This window comes from Novosphingobium naphthalenivorans NBRC 102051 (genome assembly GCF_001590985.1).
Classification (GTDB): Bacteria; Pseudomonadota; Alphaproteobacteria; order Sphingomonadales; family Sphingomonadaceae; genus Novosphingobium; species Novosphingobium naphthalenivorans.
This window is the reverse complement of sequence record NZ_BCTX01000010.1, coordinates 1-17432: the sequence shown is the minus strand read 5'-3', so window position 1 is coordinate 17432 and position 17432 is coordinate 1. Positions and strand designations below refer to the sequence as shown.

Genomic DNA, 17432 nt, shown 5'->3' with positions numbered 1-17432 from the left:
GCGCTCTTGCCTTTCGGCCCTTCCCGCACTAAAGGGCCGCCCTTCAATCGACACGACTTGAGTCTTTCACAAAGAGATTCGCGGGTCGGCCTGGCGAAAAGGGCTGCCAGGGCCGGCGGGACGTGTCCCTGAACAGGAGACGAAAATGCCCAAGTTGAAGACCAAGAGCGGTGTGAAGAAGCGCTTCAAGATCACCGCCACCGGCAAGGTGAAGCACGGCGTTGCCGGCAAGCGCCACCGCCTCATGAGCCATAACGGCAAGTACATCCGCCAGAATCGCGGCACCGAAGTCATCTCTGACGCCGATGCCAAGACGATCAAGAAGTGGGCGCCCTACGGGCTGAACTGAGGAGCGCTGACACATGAGCCGTATTAAGAGGGGTGTTACCACCCGCGCCAAGCACAAGCGTATTCTGGACCAGGCCAAGGGCTACCGCGGCCGCCGCAAGAATACGATCCGCGTTGCCCGTCAGGCCGTCGAAAAGGCCGGCCAGTACGCCTATCGCGACCGCAAGGTTAAGAAGCGCAACTTCCGCGCCCTGTGGATCCAGCGCATCAACGCTGCCGTCCGCAACGAAGGCCTGACCTACTCGCAGTTCATGCACGGCGTTAAGCTCGCCGGCATCGAGCTCGACCGCAAGGCGATGGCCGACCTCGCGATGAACGAAGGCGCGATCTTTACCGCCGTCATCGCGCAGGCGAAGGCAGCGCTGCCGGCGTAATCCGCCGACACGAAGGTTTCGTTTTATAGCGCGATCCGAAAGGGCGTGGTCGGCAGGTGCCGGCCGCGCCCTTTTCGCGTCATCTTTAGGCGCCACTGCGATTCGCGAGAGGAAGTGAAGTGAGCGACATCGAACAATTGAAGGCCGAACTGCTCGGCGCGATCGGCGAGGCGGCTGACCTCGCGGGGGTCGAGGCGATCCGCGTTTCGGCGCTGGGCAAGCAAGGCTCGGTCTCCGGCCTGCTCAAGACGCTGGGCAAGATGAGCCCGGAAGAGCGGCAGGTGGAAGGACCCAAGATCCATGCGCTGCGGGAAGCCGTCACCGCGGCTCTGGGCGCGCGCAAGGATGCGCTGGAATCGGCGGCGCTGGATGCCAGGCTGGCGTCGGAAACCATCGACCTTTCGCTCCCGGCGCCGGAAATGCCGAAGGGCTCGGTCCATCCCGTGTCGCAAGTGATGGACGAACTGGCCGAGATTTTCGCCGACATGGGCTTTGCCGTGGCCACCGGTCCCGAGATCGAGGACGACTGGCACAACTTCACCGCGCTCAACATGCCGGAAACCCACCCGGCGCGCGCAATGCACGACACTTTCTATTTCCCGGACCGTGACGCGCAGGACCGTGAGATGGTGCTGCGCACGCATACCTCGCCGGTGCAGATCCGCACGATGCTTTCCGAAGGCGCGCCGCTGCGCATCATCGCGCCGGGCCGCGTGTACCGCTCCGACAGCGACGCCACGCACACGCCGATGTTCCATCAGGTCGAAGCGCTGGTGATCGACAAGGACATCCACCTCGGCCACCTCAAGTGGACGCTGGAGACTTTCCTCAAGGCCTTCTTCGAGCGCGACGACATCGTCCTGCGCCTGCGCCCCAGCTACTTCCCCTTCACCGAACCTTCGGTGGAAGTGGACGTGGGCTATGCCAATGAAGGCGGTCGCCGCGTGGTCGGCGGTTCGGGTGATGAGCCCGGCCACGCCTGGATGGAAGTGCTCGGCAGCGGCATGGTCAACCGCCATGTCATCAAGGCCGGCGGGCTCGATCCCGACGAATGGCAGGGTTTCGCCTTCGGCGTCGGCGTCGACCGTCTTGCCATGCTGAAATACGGCATGGACGATCTGCGCGCCTTCTTCGACGGCGATGTGCGCTGGCTCTCCCATTACGGCTTCTCCGCCCTCGACGTGCCGACCCTTTCGGGCGGCGTCGGTACGCCGGCCTGAACGACCAGGATCGCGGAAGGATAAACGAACATGAAATTCTCGCTCTCCTGGCTCAAGCAGTACCTCGAAACCGAAGCGACGGTCGAAGAGGTTGCCGCCAAGCTCAACGCCATCGGCCTGGAAGTCGAAGGCATCGAGGACCCGTCCGAAAAGCTGACCGGCTTCCGTGTCGCCAAAGTGCTGACCGCCGCGCGTCACCCGGATGCGGACAAGTTGCAGGTTCTGACGGTCGATACCGGTGACGGCCAGCCACTGCAGGTCGTCTGCGGCGCGCCCAATGCCCGTGCGGGCCTTGTCGGCGTGCTCGGCCTTCCCGGTGCCACGGTTCCCGCGAACGGGCTGGTGCTCAAGAAGTCGGCCATTCGCGGTGTCGAATCGAACGGCATGATGTGCTCGACGCGCGAACTCGAACTCGGCGAGGACCACGACGGCATCATCGAACTGCCCGAGGATGCACCGGTCGGCACGGCTTTCGCCGATTATCATGGCGCCGATCCGGTGATCGAAGTGGCGATTACGCCGAACCGTCCCGACTGCATGGGCCTTTACGGCATCGCTCGCGATCTGGCGGCGGCCGGGCTTGGCACGCTGAGGCCGATCGAGCAGCTCGACATCGCGGGCGAATTCCCGTGCCCGGTCGAGATCCGCACCGACGATCCGGAAGGCTGCCCGGCCTTCTACGGCCGCGTCATCAAGGGCGTGAAGAACGGCACCTCGCCGCAGTGGCTGCAGGACTGCCTGATGTCGGCCGGTCAGCGCCCGATTTCGGCGCTGGTCGATGCCACCAACTATGTGATGCTGGCCTATGGCCGCCCGGCGCACGCCTACGATCTGGCCAAGCTGAACGGCGCGGTCTTCGCACGCCGGGCCAGGGACGGCGAGACCGTGCTGGCGCTCAACGAGAAGGAATACACGCTCGATTCGGACATGACCGTGATTGCCGACGACAGCGGCGTCCACGACATTGCCGGGATCATGGGCGGCGAGCATTCGGGCTGCGAGGATGGGACCACCGATATCCTGCTCGAAATCGCCTATTTCGATCCCGAACGCATCGCCAAGACCGGCCGCAAGCTCAATCTCACGTCCGATGCGCGTGCCCGTTTCGAACGCGGCATCGATCCGAGCTTCCTCGATTCCGGCCTCGCGCATCTGACCCGGCTGATCCAGACGCTGTGCGGCGGCGAGGCCTCGGAAGTCGTGCGGGCAGGCGCCGCGCCGGCCACGCCGAAGATCGTCCACTTCGATCCTGTCCTGACCGAGAAGCTGGGCGGCGTTTCGATCCCGCTGGAGGAACAGCAGCGCATTCTCGAAGCGCTGGGCTTCGTGGCGGTGGCCGAGCAGGCCGGATTCGACAAGGCCTGGGCCGTCACCGTGCCCGGCTGGCGCCCGGACGTCGACGGTGCGCCCGATCTGGTGGAAGAAGTCGTCCGCATCCATGGCCTCGACAAAGTCGAGAGCGTGGCGCTGCCGCGCACCGATGGCGTCGCCCGGCCAACCGCCACGCCGGCGCAGAAGCAGGAGCGCCGCGTGCGCCGCGCCGCTGCCGCGCGCGGGCTGCAGGAGGCGGTTACGTGGTCGTTCCTGCCGCAGGTCGAGGCGGATGCCTTCGCGGACGGAAACGGCGGCCTGTGGACGCTGTCCAACCCGATCAGCGAGGACATGAAGGTCATGCGGCCTTCGCTGCTGCCGGGGCTGTTGTCGGCGGCGAAGCGCAATCTCGATCGAGGGGCATCCTCGCTGCGGCTGTTCGAACTCGGCCGCCGCTATCTGCGCGGCAAGGACGGAGCGAGCGACGAGCGCATGGCGCTGGGCGTAGTGCTCGCGGGCGACAAGGCGCCGCGCGGCTGGGCGACGGGCAAGGCCGTGCCGTTCGATGCCTATGACGCCAAGGCCGAAGCGCTGGCGCTGCTGGCCGAGGCGGGCGCGCCGGCGGACAAGCTTCAAGTTATGGGGGAGGCCGGGCCGCAGTTCCACCCCGGCCAGTCGGGCACGTTGCGCCTTGGCCCCAAGAACGTGCTGGCCCGCTTCGGAATGCTGCATCCCACGGCGGCCCGGCAGTTCGACATCGATGGCCCGGTCGCGCTGGTCGAGATCTATCTCGATGCGATTCCCGGCAAGAAGGGCGCTGCCACCTTTGCCCGCGTCTCTTACGCGCCGCCTGCGCTACAGGCCGTAACGCGCGACTACGCTTTCCTGGTGCCTGTGGAGCTGCCTGCCGGCGATCTGGTGCGCGTGGTGCAAGGGGCGGACAAGGTGAATATCGTTGCGGCCCGCCTCTTCGATGACTTCCGCGGGCAGGGCGTTCCGGAAGGACAGAAGTCGCTGGCGCTTGAAGTTACGCTCCAGCCGCTCGAAAAGAGCTATAAGGACGAAGACTTGAAGGCGATCACCGACAAGGTGACTGCCGCTGCCGCCAAACTCGGGGCCGTCCTGCGCGGCTGACCAGGGGAAACAGGAGATCGCCGGTGCCGGAAATGGAGTTCGTGACCATCAGTTCCGGCGATCTCACGGCCCGGATCAATCCCTTCGGCGCCGAGCTCTGGTCGCTCACGGATGCGCATGGCCGCGAGTTCATGACGAACGCTGATCCGGCCTTCTGGTCCGGGCACGCGCCGGTGCTGTTCCCCATCGTCGGTGGCCTTGCTGCGAATCGCTACCGGGTGGACGGCGGGGAATACGAACTGGCCCGGCACGGCTTTGCCCGCCGCTCGGCATTCACGCTCGTGGAGGCCGGCGAGGACCACGCGCGCTTCCGCTTGCGCGACAGTGAGGAGACGCGCGCGGTCTATCCCTTCGCTTTCGAGCTGGAGATGGCCTTCGCGCTCGAAGGCACGACGCTGCATACGAGCGCGACTGTGCGCAATCCCGGCGATGTCCCGCTGCCGTTCAGCTTCGGCTATCACCCCGCCTTTGCCTGGCCTTTGCCCGGCGGAACAGCGAAGGCGGACCATGTGATTGCCTTCGCCAGTCCCGAGCCGCAGGTGGTCCGCCGCCTCGATCTCGCCACGGGTCTGATGCTGCCCGGCGGGGAGCCCACGCCTGTCGATGGCCACCATCTCGCACTCGATTCCGCGCTGTTCGAGGCGGACGCGATGATCTGGACCGATCTGGCCAGCCGTTCGCTCACCTTCGGCACGCCCGGCGGGGCGCAGCTGGCCATTGCTTTCCCGGACATGCCGATGCTCGGCGTCTGGCAGAAGCCCGGCGCACCGTTCCTGTGCATAGAACCCTGGCAGGGCCATGCGGATCCGGTTGGCTTTTCGGGCGATTTCCGCAAGAAGCCGGGAATCGTGAATCTCGAACCCGGCGCGGCCCGCACGTTCAGCATGGATGTGACGGTCCTGCCCGCCGATTGAATGGGCGATTGAAGGAGCCTGCCATGAAGACCGTTCTCGTCACCGGTGCTACCTCCGGTATCGGTGAAGCCTGTGCCCGTGCTTTCGTCAGGGCAGGCTGGAAAGTGATCGCCACCGGCCGCCGGGCCGAGCGGCTTGAAGCGCTCGTGGAGGAACTGGGCGCGGACCGGGTGCATCCTTGCGTGTTCGACGTGCGCGACGAAGCGGCCCGCGATGCCGCGCTCGATTCGCTGCCCGAGGGCTTTGCGAAAATCGACTGCCTCGTGAACAATGCAGGCCTCGCGCTCGGCACGGAAAAGGCGCAGGATGCCGATCTTGCGAGCTGGAAGACGATGATCGATACCAACGTCACCGCGCTGGTCTCGCTCACGCACAAGCTGCTGCCCGCGCTGATCGCCAGCAAGGCGGCGGTGGTGAACCTGTCCTCGGTGGCGGCGACGTATCCCTATACCGGCGGAAACGTCTATGGCGGCACCAAGGCCTTTGTGCGCCAGTTCTCGCTGGGCCTGCGCTCCGACCTGTCGGGCACGGGCGTGCGTGTCACCTCGATCGAGCCGGGCATGGTGGAAACCGAATTCACGCTGGTGCGCACCGGCGGCAATCAGGCAGCGTCGGATCAGCTTTACGCAGGCGCCAACCCGATGACCGGCGCGGACATTGCCGAAACCGTGCTGTGGGTTGCCTCGCTGCCGCCGCATCTGAACATCAACACGCTGGAACTGATGCCCGTCAGCCAGTCGTTCGCGGGCTTCCAGGTGGCACGGGAAGGGTAAGGCAGCCGTTGCGGTAATCCCTGTGCGCCCCTAAAGGCGCGCGGATGAGCAATTCACGCCGTACTTTCGCGATCATCTCGCACCCTGACGCGGGTAAGACCACGCTGACCGAAAAGCTGCTGCTGCAGGGCGGCGCCATCCACCTTGCCGGCGAGGTGAAAGCCCGCGGCCAGGCGCGGCGTGCGCGTTCGGACTGGATGAAGATCGAGCAGCAGCGCGGCATCTCGGTCACCAGCTCGGTGATGACGTTCGAGAAGGACGGCATCACTTTCAACCTGCTCGACACGCCGGGCCACGAGGACTTCTCGGAAGATACCTACCGCACGCTGACGGCGGTCGACTCCGCGATCATGGTGATCGATGCGGCCAAGGGCATCGAGCCGCAGACGCGCAAGCTGTTCGAAGTCTGCCGCCTGCGCTCGCTGCCGATCATCACTTTCATCAACAAGGTGGACCGCGAAGGCCGCGCCTGCTTCGATCTGATGGACGAAGTGGCCGACAAGCTGGCGCTCGACGTCTGCCCGATGTCCTGGCCGGTCGGCATGGGCGGGCTGTTCGAGGGTATTCTCGACATCGCCAGCGGCAAGGTCAGCCGTCCCGAGGGCGGCAGCAAGGAATTCCTCGGCAAGGTCGACGAGAACGTCACGCTGCCTGAAGACGTGGCGGAAGAGCTGGAGCTGGCCGTGGCCGGCTATCCCGAATTCGATCTGGAGGCCTATCGCGCGGGCGACCTTACTCCGGTTTTCTTCGGTTCCGCCCTCAAGAACTTCGGCGTGGCTGAACTGATCGACGCCATTGCCAGGTACGCCCCGCCGCCGCGCCCGCAGCCGACCGAGGCGGGCCCCATCGAGCCGGAGAACAAGGAAGTTACCGGATTTATCTTCAAGGTGCAGGCCAATATGGACCCGATGCATCGCGACCGTATCGCCTTCATGCGGCTGGTCTCGGGCACGTTCAAGCGCGGCATGAAGCTGACGCCTTCGGGGCTGGGCAAGCCGATTGCGATCCACTCGCCGATCCTGTTCTTCGCGCAGGACCGCGAAATTGCCGACAGCGCCGAGCCGGGCGATATCATCGGCATTCCCAACCACGGCACCTTGCGGGTGGGCGATACGCTTTCGGAGAAGAACCAGATCCGCTTCACCGGCCTACCCAACTTCGCGCCGGAAATCCTGCGCCGCGTCGCGCTCAAGGACCCGACCAAGACCAAGCAACTGAGGAAGGCGCTCGACGATCTTTCGGAAGAGGGCGTGATTCAGGTTTTCTATCCCGAGATCGGCTCGCAGTGGATCGTCGGCGTGGTCGGGCAGCTCCAGCTCGATGTGCTGATTTCGCGGCTGGAGGCGGAGTACAAGGTGGAGGCGATGCTCGAAGCCTCGCCCTTCGATACCGCGCGCTGGCTCAAGGGCAGCGATCAGGCGCTCAGGGACTTTGGCGATTTCAACAAAATGAATCTCGCCAAGGACCGCGACGGCGACCCGGTGTTCATGGCCCGGTCCGCCTGGGACGTCGGCTACCAGCAGGAACGCAATCCGGAACTGACCTTCAGCGCCACCAAGGAGCGTTGAGGGGGCAATACCAAACCTGCTGATGATGCCTTTTCCCTTCCTTCGTCATTGCGAGCCCGCAGGGCGAAGCAATCCAGGGCGGTTTGCGCTGGCTCTGGATTGCCGCGTCGGCTTTGCCTCCTCGCAATGACGAAGGGGGCGGGAGTTTAAATCAACGAGGCGTGGTATAAGGTCCTTTGCCGCCACCAGACCGGAACCCAGCCTTGCAGATCAAGTTCGCCAGCTACAACATCCACAAGGCAGTCGGTCTCGACCGGCGGCGCGACCATGAGCGCATCTTGCGCATTCTGCTGGAGATCGACGCGGACATTGTCGCCCTGCAGGAAGTGGACCGCCGTTTCGGGCGGCGCATGGCGGTGCTGCCGCTCGATGCCATCCAGGCCGCGACCGACTACGTGCCGGTGCCGCTGTCGATGAAGCCGGACAGTCTGGGCTGGCACGGCAATGCCCTGCTGGTGCGCAAGGGCATCGATCTGATCGAGGCTGCACCGGTGCCGCTGCCGGTGGTCGAGCCGCGCGGGGCGATCCGGGCCGATCTCATGCTGGAGGGGCGCCGGGTCCGCGCGATCGGTATGCATCTCGATTTGTCGGGATTGCGGCGCCGCCATCAGATCCGCAGTGTGCTCGCGCATTGCGCGGATTGCGATCACCATGTGCCGACCGTTCTCATGGGGGACCTCAACGAGTGGTCCCAGCGCGGGGGATGCCTTCAGGAGTTCGACGACGAGGTCTGGCGGGTGCTTTCTCCGGGACGCAGTTTTCCCTCCCGGCGCCCCATCGCGCGGCTCGACCGCATTATTGTTTCGCCGGAGTGGGAGGTTCTGGGAACCAACGTGCATCACAGCCCGTTGTCCGCGACAGGTTCTGACCATCTGCCAGTCAAAGCGGCGCTTTTTCTGCCTAAAAAATAGGCACGTGCTCACGAATCGGGCGATGTAACGTGCCTCTTGTGCGGCAATCCGGGTGAGCGCCCCTAGAATCTTGCCGATTGGTAAATTGGCACATCTCTTGCCTATAACCGCTGCAGCCGGCGCTGGGGCCGGCGGCAAACAGGGGATAGGCATGAAGTTCATCATCGCCATCATTAAGCCCTTCAAGCTGGACGAGGTGCGTGAAGCGCTCGGCGCGATCGGCGTCGCCGGCATGACCGTTTCCGAGGTGAAGGGCTTCGGGCGCCAGAAGGGCCAGACCGAGATTTATCGTGGGGCCGAGTATTCGACCAACATGCTGCCGAAGGTGAAGATCGAGGTCGCCGCACCTGATGATCTCGCACCGAAGATCGTCGAAACGATCCAGCAGGTTGCCAGCACCGAGGCGATCGGTGACGGCAAGATCTTTGTTCTCGACCTCGCTTCGGCCGTGCGCATCCGCACCGGCGAAGCCGGCGACACCGCGCTTTGAGGAGGCTTTCCACGATGAACCGCAAGATTCTCTGCGGCGCCGGCGCTCTGACCGCGTCGCTGTTTGCCGCCATGCCGGCCTGGGCCGAAGAAGCGGCCAAGGTTCCCAACCCTGGCAACAATGCCTGGATGATGACGTCGACCATCCTGGTCCTGCTCATGATCCTTCCCGGCCTCGCCCTGTTCTACGGCGGTCTGACCCGTTCGAAGAACATGCTCTCCACCATGACCCAGATCGGCGCCGTCGCGGCTCTCGCGATGCTCATCTGGGTGATCTACGGCTACTCGATGGCTTTCGGCCCGGTGACCTCGGAAGGTTTCATCGGCAACTTCATGAGCAGCGGCAGCCTGTTCCTGTCGTCGGTCACGCCGACGTCGACGGCCGCGACCTTCTCTGACGAAGTGATCTCCGAATACGTCTTCGTCTGCTTCCAGATGACCTTCGCCGCGATTACCGTGGCTCTGGTGCTGGGTGCGACGGTCGAACGTATCAAGTTCTCGGCCGTGATGGCATTTGCCGTCGTGTGGCTGACCATCGTCTATTTCCCGATCGCGCACATGGTCTGGGCCAGCGGCGGTCTGCTGTTCAAGCTGGGCGCTCTGGACTTCGCCGGTGGTACGGTCGTTCACATCAACGCCGGTGTCTCGGCGCTGGTTGCCGCTCTGATCCTCGGCAAGCGCAAGGGCTTCCCGGCCGAGCCGATGCCGCCGCACTCGCTGACGCTGACCATGGTCGGCACCGGCCTGCTGTGGGTGGGCTGGTTCGGCTTCAACGCCGGTTCGGAACTTGAGGCTGACGGCACCGCCGGTCTCGCCATGATCAACACGTTCGTCGCCACCGCTTCGGCCGGTCTGTTCTGGATGCTCGCCGAGAAGTTCAGCGGCCACAAGGGTTCGGCTCTGGGCTTCTGCTCGGGTATCGTTGCCGGCCTCGTCGCCGTCACCCCCGCTGCCGGTAACTCGGGTCCGTTCGGTGCGATCGTGCTCGGCGCGGTTGCCTCGATCGTCTGCTTCCTGATGGTTTCGAAGGTCAAGCCGGCCCTCGGCTACGACGACTCGCTCGACGCTTTCGGTGTCCACGGCATCGGCGGCATCATCGGCGCCATCGGCACGGGCATCGTCTATCAGCCGGGTCTCGGTGGTCCGGGCGATGGCTCGACCGCCATGGGCGCTCAGGTCTGGATCCAGATCCAGGCCGTGATGGTCTCGATCGTCTGGGCCGCCATCGGCACCGTGATCGCGATCTTCATCGCCAAGCTGATCACCGGGCTGCGTGTCACCGAGGAAGTCGAGCACGAAGGTCTCGACATCGGCGAACACGGCGAGCGCGCCTACAACTAAGATCCAAGAGTTTGGCGGCGGCGGGTACTTCCTCCTCTCCTCCCATCCGTCGTCGCCAACCGATGTTCCTCCTGCGAACACAAACTCAATGGGCCGGAGCCAGCCGCTCCGGCCCTTTTTTCGTGGCCCTTTTTTGACGATTGCCGGCCTTTGCGCCGGTTTTTCTTTGTGTGGCTGGCGGCAATATGAGACACATCGGTGTGTCCGGACTGGCAGTGTCTGCCGTCCGGCTCCGGGCGAAGTCAGGGGACGAAATCAGGGGGCGCGGGGCAGCATGAAATTCATCACCGCCATCATCAAGCCGTTCAAGTTCACCGATGTGAAGGATGCGCTCAGCGCGTTAGGCGTATCGGGGCTGACGGTGACCGAAGTGAGCGGTTACGGCCGGCAGAAAGGACAGACGGAAGTCTATCGCGGCGCCGAATACACATCGAGCATGTTGCCCAAGCTGAAGCTCGAGATCGCGGTATCGGATGCCTTTGCGGACAAAGTCATCGAGATTGTCAGCGCGGCCGCCCACACCGACGAGATCGGTGACGGCAAGATTTTCGTGTTCGATCTGGCTGACGTCCTGCGCGTCCGTACGGGCGAGCAGGGCGATCTGGCCCTCTGAGCGTCCGCGGCTTCAGCCGCCAGCGGCGAGCATCTCGATCAGCTGGCGGACAGGGGTAACGTCGTATCCGGCAGAGGCGGCTTTCGATGCGATGACGGTGGGATTGTCCCCGGCCTTGGCGCGGGCCAGTGCCCAGAGCAGAGTGGAGCGCGTGCCCGACCTGCAATAGGCGAGCACCGGGCCGCCCGCGCTGTCCAGCGCTTCCAGCATGGCATCGACCTGGCCCTGGCTGAAGCCGGCATGAGTCACCGGGATGGCGACATAGTCCAGTCCCGCATCCCGTGCGGCGGCCTCGATCGCGGCGCCGGCGGGCTGGCCATCCTCTTCGCCTTCGGGGCGGTTGTTGATGATCTTCACGATTCCGAGCGCCTTGGCTTCTGCAATGGCATCGGTGCCGATCTGCGGACTGGCAAAGACGGTGTCGGTAATCTGGCGGAACATCGCAGGGAATCTCCGTTGGGAAACGATCTCGGACCAGATGGGACTCCGGTCTCGTGTTCTTCAAGACCCCCTTTGACGAACACGCAAGGCAAATTGCAGGTTGAAATCGAAACAGAAAGGGCGTTCAGGCGCAAACTAGCGCGTATTTCTATTCGCTATTGCCTCGGGACTCGTGTAAGAGCCATCATCGCAGGAAAGGGATGAGCCTTGTTCATTCCTGCCCTGACGCCCGGCGCGGTCTCGTCCACGTGTCCGGGCGCGTGCTTTTTGGGCGCAGCGTAAGGTACGTTCGTAAAGATGGGTTTTGATAGAGGTCGTCGCGGAAGGGGACGCGACAAGCGGGATCGGTTCGGAGAGGACGATTTCGATCCGTTCTTCGGCGGGCAGGATCGTTTCGGCGGCGGTGATCGTGGTGGCTTCAGCGGCGGCGGTGATCGCGGCGGTTTCGGCGGCGGCGATCGTGGTGGCTTCGGCGGCGGTGATCGCGGCGGCTTCGGCGGCGGCGGTGGTGGCCGCGGCTTCGGCGGCGGCGGTGGCGGTGGTCCCCGTGGCGGCGGCATGCCGGCCCAGGTCGTTGGCCAGGGCAAGGGCGTCGTAAAGTTTTTCAACGGAGCCAAGGGCTTCGGTTTCATCCAGCGCGATGAAGGCGGCGATGATGTGTTCGTGCATATCAGCGCAGTCGAGCGTGCCGGCCTGGAAGGTCTGGCCGAAGGACAGCAGCTGGAATTCCAGCTGGTTGACCGCGGCGGCAAGATTTCCGCCAGCGACCTCGTGGTTGTCGGCGATGTGATTCCGGTTGCCAAGCGCGAACCGGCTGCGCCGCAGCGTCAGCTTACTGGCGAAAAGGCCACTGGCACGGTCAAGTTCTTCAATTCGATGAAGGGCTTCGGTTTCATCACCCGTGATGACGGCCAGCCGGATGCGTTCGTGCACATCAGTGCCGTCGAGCGTTCGGGCATGTCCGGGCTCAACGAAGGTGATCGGGTGGAATTCGACATCGAGGTCGATCGACGAGGCAAGTACTCGGCGGTCAACCTTACGCCGCATCAGGGTTGATCCGGCCTGCCTTGCCCCCGGTGGTTTGACCGGGGCACTGCAAAAGTCTAGATGCGCGCAAATGGCGGCCTGCCAAGGGCCGCCATTTGTCGTTTCCGATGTTCACATTACTGATTCGTTTTCAAGGAATACCGACATGTCGATCACTCCGCTGATGCCTGTTTATCCCCGGTGCGGTGTACGGCCCGTTCGCGGCGAGCACTGCCATCTCATCAGTGAGGATGGCCGCCGATTCCTGGATTTCGCCAGCGGTATTGCAGTGAACGCGCTCGGGCATTCGCACCCCGGACTGATCGGCGCGTTGCAGAAGCAGGCCGAGACGCTGATGCATGTCTCGAATCTCTATGGCAGTCCGCAGGGGGAAGCCATCGCCCAGCGGCTGGTCGATCTGACGTTCGCGGACACGGTGTTCTTCACCAATTCCGGCGCCGAGGCGGTAGAATGCGCGATCAAGACCGCGCGTGCCTATCACCAGTCGGCGGGCAACGATGAAAAGTTCGAACTGATTACGTTCAACAACGCGTTCCACGGACGCACGCTCGCCACGATCAGCGCGTCGAGCCAGGAGAAGATGCATAAGGGTTTCTACCCGCTGCTGCCTGGCTTCAAGTACCTGGAATTCAACGACCTTGAAGCGGTAAAGGCTGCTATCGGCCCGAATACGGCCGGCTTCCTGGTCGAACCGATCCAGGGCGAGGGCGGCATTCGCATCGCCACCGAGGAATTCCTGCAGGGCCTGCGCCAGCTGTGCGATGAGCACGACCTGATGCTGATCCTCGACGAAGTGCAGAGCGGTGTCGGCCGCGCCGGCACGTTCTACGCCTACGAGCAGTACGGGATTGAACCGGACATCATGGCGACGGCCAAGGGGATTGGGGGGGGCTTCCCGGTCGGGGCCTGCCTTGCCACTGAAAAGGCGGCGCGCGGCATGGTGATCGGCACGCACGGTTCGACTTATGGCGGCAATCCTTTCGCCATGGCGGCAATCGGCGCTGTGCTCGATGTGATCCCGGATGAGGCCTTTCTGGCCGAAGTGCGGGCCAAGGGCGAACGCCTCAAATCGCGCATCGAACAGTTCATCGGCAACTATCCGGAATTGTTCGAGGAAGTGCGCGGCCGCGGCCTGTTCATCGGCATCAAGCTCAAGACCGAACCGCGCGCTTTCGTGGCGCACATGCGCGACAACCACAATGTGCTGACCGTATCGGCCGGCGACAATGTCGTGCGCGTCCTGCCGCCGCTCGTGATCGACGACAGCCACATCGACGAATTCATGGACAAGCTGTCGGCGGCGGCTGCCAGCTATCAGCTTGAAGGGGTCGGCTGATGACACGTGACTTTCTGAGCCTGTCCGATGCCGGCGGCGACGTGCTCGCCGCCATGATCAACGATGCGATGGACCGCAAAACGGCGCGCAAGGCCTGGCCCAAGGGCCAGTCGGACGCCGATGCGCCGCTTGCGGGGCATGTGCTGGCGATGATCTTCGAGAAGAACTCGACCCGCACGCGTGTCTCTTTCGACATGGCCATGCGCCAGCTCGGCGGTTCGGCGCTGATCATGGAAGCCGGCAGCACCCAGCTCGGCCGCGGCGAGACCGTGGCCGATACCGCGCGGGTGCTCAGCCGCATGGTCGATGCGATCATGATCCGCACCGATGATCATGCGAAGATCGAGGAACTGGCGCATTACGCCGATGTCCCTGTCATCAATGGCCTTACCGACTTGTCGCACCCGTGCCAGATCGTCGCGGACCTGCTGACGGTCGTCGAACACGGCCATGCTCTGCCGGGCCTGCAGATGGCCTGGCTGGGGGACGGCAACAATGTCGCCAACTCGTTGATCGAGGCGGCGGGGCTGATGAAGTTCACGATCCGCATCGGCGGCCCTGCAGGCTATGAACCGGATGCCGATTTCATCGCCCGTGCCCGCGCGGCGGGCGGCGAGGTGATCCTGACGCAGGACCCGCTCGAAGCTGTGGCCGGTGCGCAAGTCGTCGTGACCGACACCTGGGTTTCGATGGGCCAGGCCGGCGGCGAGCAGCATGTCGCGGCGATGCAGCCCTATCAGGTCAATGCCGCGCTGATGGCAGCGGCCGCGCCGGACGCGAAGTTCCTTCACTGCCTGCCGGCCCACCGGAACGAGGAAGTGACCGACGAGGTGATCGACGGACCGCAGTCGGTGGTCTGGGACGAGGCGGAAAACCGCATCCACGCACAGAAATCGGTCCTGCTCTGGTCCTTGGGCAAGCTGTGACCGACAGCTACCTGCTTCGGGACAACGACACCGGTTTCGACCGGGTTCTGGCCTTTTCCGTTCCCGCGCGCCATGCGCGGGGGCGGGTGGTCCGGCTTGGTCCCGTGCTGGAAACCGTGCTGTCGGCGCATGACTATCCGCCGCTGATCAAGCAGCTTCTGGCCGAAGCGCTGGTGCTGACGGCGCTGATGGGGGCCTTGCTGAAGGAGAAGGGATCGCAACTGACGATCCAGGCCCAGTCGGAAGGCGGCCCGGTCGATCTTCTGGTGTGCGATTACCGCGACGGGGAAGTGCGTGGCTATGTGCGCCACGACGAGGCGGCCGTTGCCGCGCTCGGCGATTATCCCACGCTCGAAGCGCTGTTCGGCAAGGGCTATCTGGCCATCACTTTCGATCTGGCCGCGACCGATGAGCGTTATCAGGGCGTGGTTCCGCTCGAAGGCGCCTCGCTGGCACAAGCTTGCGAGAACTACTTCGCGCAGTCGGAGCAGATCCCGTCGCTCATCCGGATTTCCGTACGTTTGAACGGCCCGCGCTGCATGGCCGGGGGTATGCTCCTCCAGCACCTGCCGGACAGCGAGGAAGGCAAGGAACGGCTGCACGCGGGCGAGGATCACCCGGATTGGGAGCATGTCTCGATCATGGCGGGCAGCATCACGCCCGAGGAACTCGTCGATCCCGCGCTGACGATGGAAGAACTGGTCTGGCGGCTGTTCCACGAGGAAAAGGAAGTGCGGGTGGAGCCGCTTGCCCTGTTGCAGCGCGGATGCCGTTGCACTGTCGAGCACTATCAGTCGATCCTCTCGCGCTTTCCGGAAGACCAGCGGGCCGAAATGCGCGATGACGATGGTACGATTCCGGTCGACTGTGCTTTCTGTTCGAAGATCCTTCGCATTCCGGTTTAAGCGTGGCTTCATCCGTTCTGTGCTTGAATTCCGGCGTCCTGCTAACAATACATTGTGCATGATAATGGCGGTTATCGTGTCCCGGAGAAGAAAGTTGCAGCGCTGGTGTGCGTCCTTACTCGTCGCGGCCCTGGGAGGGCTTGCGGTTTCGGCTCAGGCTCAGGAACTGCGGATGCTCGATCAGCTCGAAACCGGCGCCTGGGAGCTTCGGGAGCGCGGTGAGGGCGGCGCGGTGCACAACCTGTGCCTCGACAATGGCCGCAAGCTGATCCAGCTCAGGCACCGGGGAGTTGCCTGCACGCAGGTTGTCGTCGACGACAAGCCGAACGAAGTCACGGTGCAGTACACCTGCAAGGGCCGGGGCTATGGCAGAACCCGCGTCCGCCGTGAAAGCAACGGCCTTGTCCAGATCGACAGCCAGGGCATCGAGAACGGCCTTCCCTTCTCGTTCTCGGCGGAAGGGCGCAAGGTCGGCGCTTGCGGCAAGTGAGCCGCGAAGAGCTGGTTGTCAGCGGGCTCCCGGCAGCGTAGCCGTCGGCTATGCAGACATCTTCATCCTCCCAACCCCGGCAGGCCGTCGTACTCTTGTCCGGTGGTCTCGACTCGATGGTTTCGGCTGGCCTCGCGCGTGAAGCCGGCTTTGCCATCAACGCGCTCACCATCGATTACAACCAGCGCCACAGCTGCGAGATCGAGGCGGCGGGCAAAATCGCGCGGCATCTGAATGCGCAGCGCCATGTGGTTCTGCCGCTCGATCTGAGGCAGTTCGGCGGTTCGGCGCTGACCGACGATATCGCTGTTCCCAAAGACGGCGTGGGGCCGGAAATCCCGGTCACGTATGTGCCTGCGCGCAACCTGGTGTTCCTGTCGCTGACTCTGGCCTGGGCCGAGGCGATCGGGGCGAGCGACATCTTCATCGGCGTCAATGCGCTGGACTATTCGGGCTATCCCGATTGCCGTCCGGAATTCATCGCGGCCTTCGAGAATATCGCCGAACTGGCGACCAAGGCGGGCGCGGAAGGGCAGCGCATGAAGATCCATGCTCCGCTGCAGTATCTGGGCAAGGCGGATATCGCGCGCGAGGCGCACCGGCTGGGGCTGGATGCGGGCATGAGCTGGTCCTGCTACGACCCCCAGCCCGATGGGCGCGCTTGCGGGCTGTGCGACAGCTGCCGCCTGCGCAAGGCGGGCTTTGCCGAGGCCGGATTGATCGACCCGACGCCTTACGCGGCCTGACACTCGGGCTGAGGGGCGGGGCTCCCCGGCATCACAACAAAAGCGGCGGCGGTGCCAAGGCACCACCGCCGCTTTTTCTTTGCGTGTATGGCGGCGGCCAAAGAAAAGGGGCCCGGATTTCTCCGAGCCCCCAATCTTTACCGTTGCCGGTTCGCTTACATGCCCGAGCCCGGACCGTAAGTGATCTCGACGCGGCGGTTCTGCAGCTCGCGCACACCGTCAGCGGTGGGAACGCGCGGGTTGCTTTCACCGAACGCCTGGCTCGAGATCGCACCGTCGGCGACGCCATGGCTGGTCAGGTACGCACGGACCGAAGCGTTACGACGCTCCGAGAGGCCCATGTTGTACTGCACGGTGCCCGAACGGTCGGTGTAACCGGCCAGCATGATCGGAACATTGTCGCAGTTGCCGTAAGCGCTGATCGCGCTGTCGAGGATGGTCGCGGCCTCCGGCGTGATGTCCGACTTATCCCAGTCGAAGAACACGATGTACGGACCCTTGTTGCAGACCACTGCCGGCGGGGGCGGCGGGGGCGGCGGGGGCGG

19 protein-coding genes are annotated in these 17432 nt (G+C 64.2%); 17 read left to right on the top strand and 2 right to left on the bottom strand.

Annotated features, from left to right (window positions below):
- The first annotated feature begins 145 nt into the window (after positions 1-145).
- From rpmI to NN5_RS05125, 11 genes are all read left to right on the top strand, one after another.
- Positions 146-349 carry a 50S ribosomal protein L35 gene (gene rpmI / locus NN5_RS05175; protein WP_067732958.1) on the top strand — a complete coding sequence of 68 codons (204 nt, stop codon included), beginning with the start codon at positions 146-148 and terminating at the stop codon, positions 347-349.
- A gap of 13 nt (positions 350-362) precedes the next feature.
- On the top strand, positions 363-722 hold the full coding sequence (gene rplT / locus NN5_RS05170; protein WP_067732957.1) for a 50S ribosomal protein L20: 360 nt from the start codon (positions 363-365) through the stop codon (positions 720-722).
- A 119-nt stretch (positions 723-841) separates the two neighbouring features.
- Positions 842-1942 carry a phenylalanine--tRNA ligase subunit alpha gene (pheS, locus tag NN5_RS05165; RefSeq protein WP_174523877.1) on the top strand — a complete coding sequence of 367 codons (1101 nt, stop codon included), beginning with the start codon at positions 842-844 and terminating at the stop codon, positions 1940-1942.
- 30 nt (positions 1943-1972) lie between these two features.
- Entirely contained in the window at positions 1973-4387 is a 2415-nt protein-coding gene (pheT, locus tag NN5_RS05160) for a phenylalanine--tRNA ligase subunit beta (protein ID WP_067732956.1), read from the top strand.
- A 32-nt stretch (positions 4388-4419) separates the two neighbouring features.
- Entirely contained in the window at positions 4420-5301 is an 882-nt protein-coding gene (locus NN5_RS05155) for an aldose 1-epimerase family protein (protein ID WP_067732955.1), read from the top strand.
- 23 nt (positions 5302-5324) lie between these two features.
- The gene (locus tag NN5_RS05150) at positions 5325-6074 is read left to right on the top strand and encodes an SDR family oxidoreductase (RefSeq protein ID WP_067732954.1); all 750 of its coding nucleotides are present in this window, start codon (positions 5325-5327) and stop codon (positions 6072-6074) included.
- 44 nt (positions 6075-6118) lie between these two features.
- Complete coding sequence (locus tag NN5_RS05145) at positions 6119-7642, top strand: peptide chain release factor 3 (protein WP_067732953.1); 1524 nt, start codon at positions 6119-6121, stop codon at positions 7640-7642.
- 203 nt (positions 7643-7845) lie between these two features.
- The gene (locus NN5_RS05140) at positions 7846-8553 is read left to right on the top strand and encodes an endonuclease/exonuclease/phosphatase family protein (RefSeq protein ID WP_067732952.1); all 708 of its coding nucleotides are present in this window, start codon (positions 7846-7848) and stop codon (positions 8551-8553) included.
- A 151-nt stretch (positions 8554-8704) separates the two neighbouring features.
- Positions 8705-9043, top strand: a complete 339-nt coding sequence (locus tag NN5_RS05135) for a P-II family nitrogen regulator (RefSeq protein ID WP_007687500.1) — start codon at positions 8705-8707, stop codon at positions 9041-9043.
- Positions 9044-9057: 14 nt separating this feature from the next.
- Positions 9058-10383 carry an ammonium transporter gene (locus NN5_RS05130; protein ID WP_067732951.1) on the top strand — a complete coding sequence of 442 codons (1326 nt, stop codon included), beginning with the start codon at positions 9058-9060 and terminating at the stop codon, positions 10381-10383.
- Between the two features lie 274 nt (positions 10384-10657).
- Positions 10658-10996 carry a P-II family nitrogen regulator gene (locus NN5_RS05125; protein ID WP_067732950.1) on the top strand — a complete coding sequence of 113 codons (339 nt, stop codon included), beginning with the start codon at positions 10658-10660 and terminating at the stop codon, positions 10994-10996.
- A gap of 12 nt (positions 10997-11008) precedes the next feature.
- Here NN5_RS05125 and NN5_RS05120 read toward each other — a convergent pair whose 3' ends face one another.
- A complete protein-coding gene (locus tag NN5_RS05120; protein ID WP_067732949.1) occupies positions 11009-11437 on the bottom strand; it encodes a protein tyrosine phosphatase family protein in 429 nt (142 codons plus the stop codon).
- A 297-nt stretch (positions 11438-11734) separates the two neighbouring features.
- On the opposite strand from NN5_RS05120, the gene NN5_RS27155 reads away from it, so the two are divergent.
- The 6 genes from NN5_RS27155 (at position 11735) to queC (ending at position 16887) form a co-directional block, all read left to right on the top strand.
- Positions 11735-12493, top strand: a complete 759-nt coding sequence (locus tag NN5_RS27155; RefSeq protein WP_067732948.1) for a cold-shock protein — start codon at positions 11735-11737, stop codon at positions 12491-12493.
- A 136-nt stretch (positions 12494-12629) separates the two neighbouring features.
- The gene (locus NN5_RS05110) at positions 12630-13820 is read left to right on the top strand and encodes an aspartate aminotransferase family protein (protein WP_067732947.1); all 1191 of its coding nucleotides are present in this window, start codon (positions 12630-12632) and stop codon (positions 13818-13820) included.
- Positions 13820-14746 carry an ornithine carbamoyltransferase gene (gene argF, locus NN5_RS05105; RefSeq protein ID WP_067732946.1) on the top strand — a complete coding sequence of 309 codons (927 nt, stop codon included), beginning with the start codon at positions 13820-13822 and terminating at the stop codon, positions 14744-14746. The genes NN5_RS05110 and argF overlap by 1 nt, the downstream gene beginning before the upstream one ends.
- Positions 14743-15651 (top strand): Hsp33 family molecular chaperone HslO, encoded by a 909-nt coding sequence (gene hslO, locus NN5_RS05100; RefSeq protein WP_067732945.1) that lies wholly within the window; start codon positions 14743-14745, stop codon positions 15649-15651. The genes argF and hslO overlap by 4 nt, the downstream gene beginning before the upstream one ends.
- A 172-nt stretch (positions 15652-15823) precedes the next feature.
- The gene (locus NN5_RS05095; RefSeq protein ID WP_084384745.1) at positions 15824-16141 is read left to right on the top strand and encodes a hypothetical protein; all 318 of its coding nucleotides are present in this window, start codon (positions 15824-15826) and stop codon (positions 16139-16141) included.
- 50 nt (positions 16142-16191) lie between these two features.
- The gene (gene queC, locus NN5_RS05090) at positions 16192-16887 is read left to right on the top strand and encodes a 7-cyano-7-deazaguanine synthase QueC (RefSeq protein WP_067732944.1); all 696 of its coding nucleotides are present in this window, start codon (positions 16192-16194) and stop codon (positions 16885-16887) included.
- Positions 16888-17042: 155 nt separating this feature from the next.
- On the opposite strand, the gene NN5_RS05085 is transcribed toward queC, so the two are convergent.
- On the bottom strand, positions 17043-17432 hold a 390-nt coding region (locus tag NN5_RS05085; RefSeq protein ID WP_245656244.1), incomplete at its 5' end, for an OmpA family protein.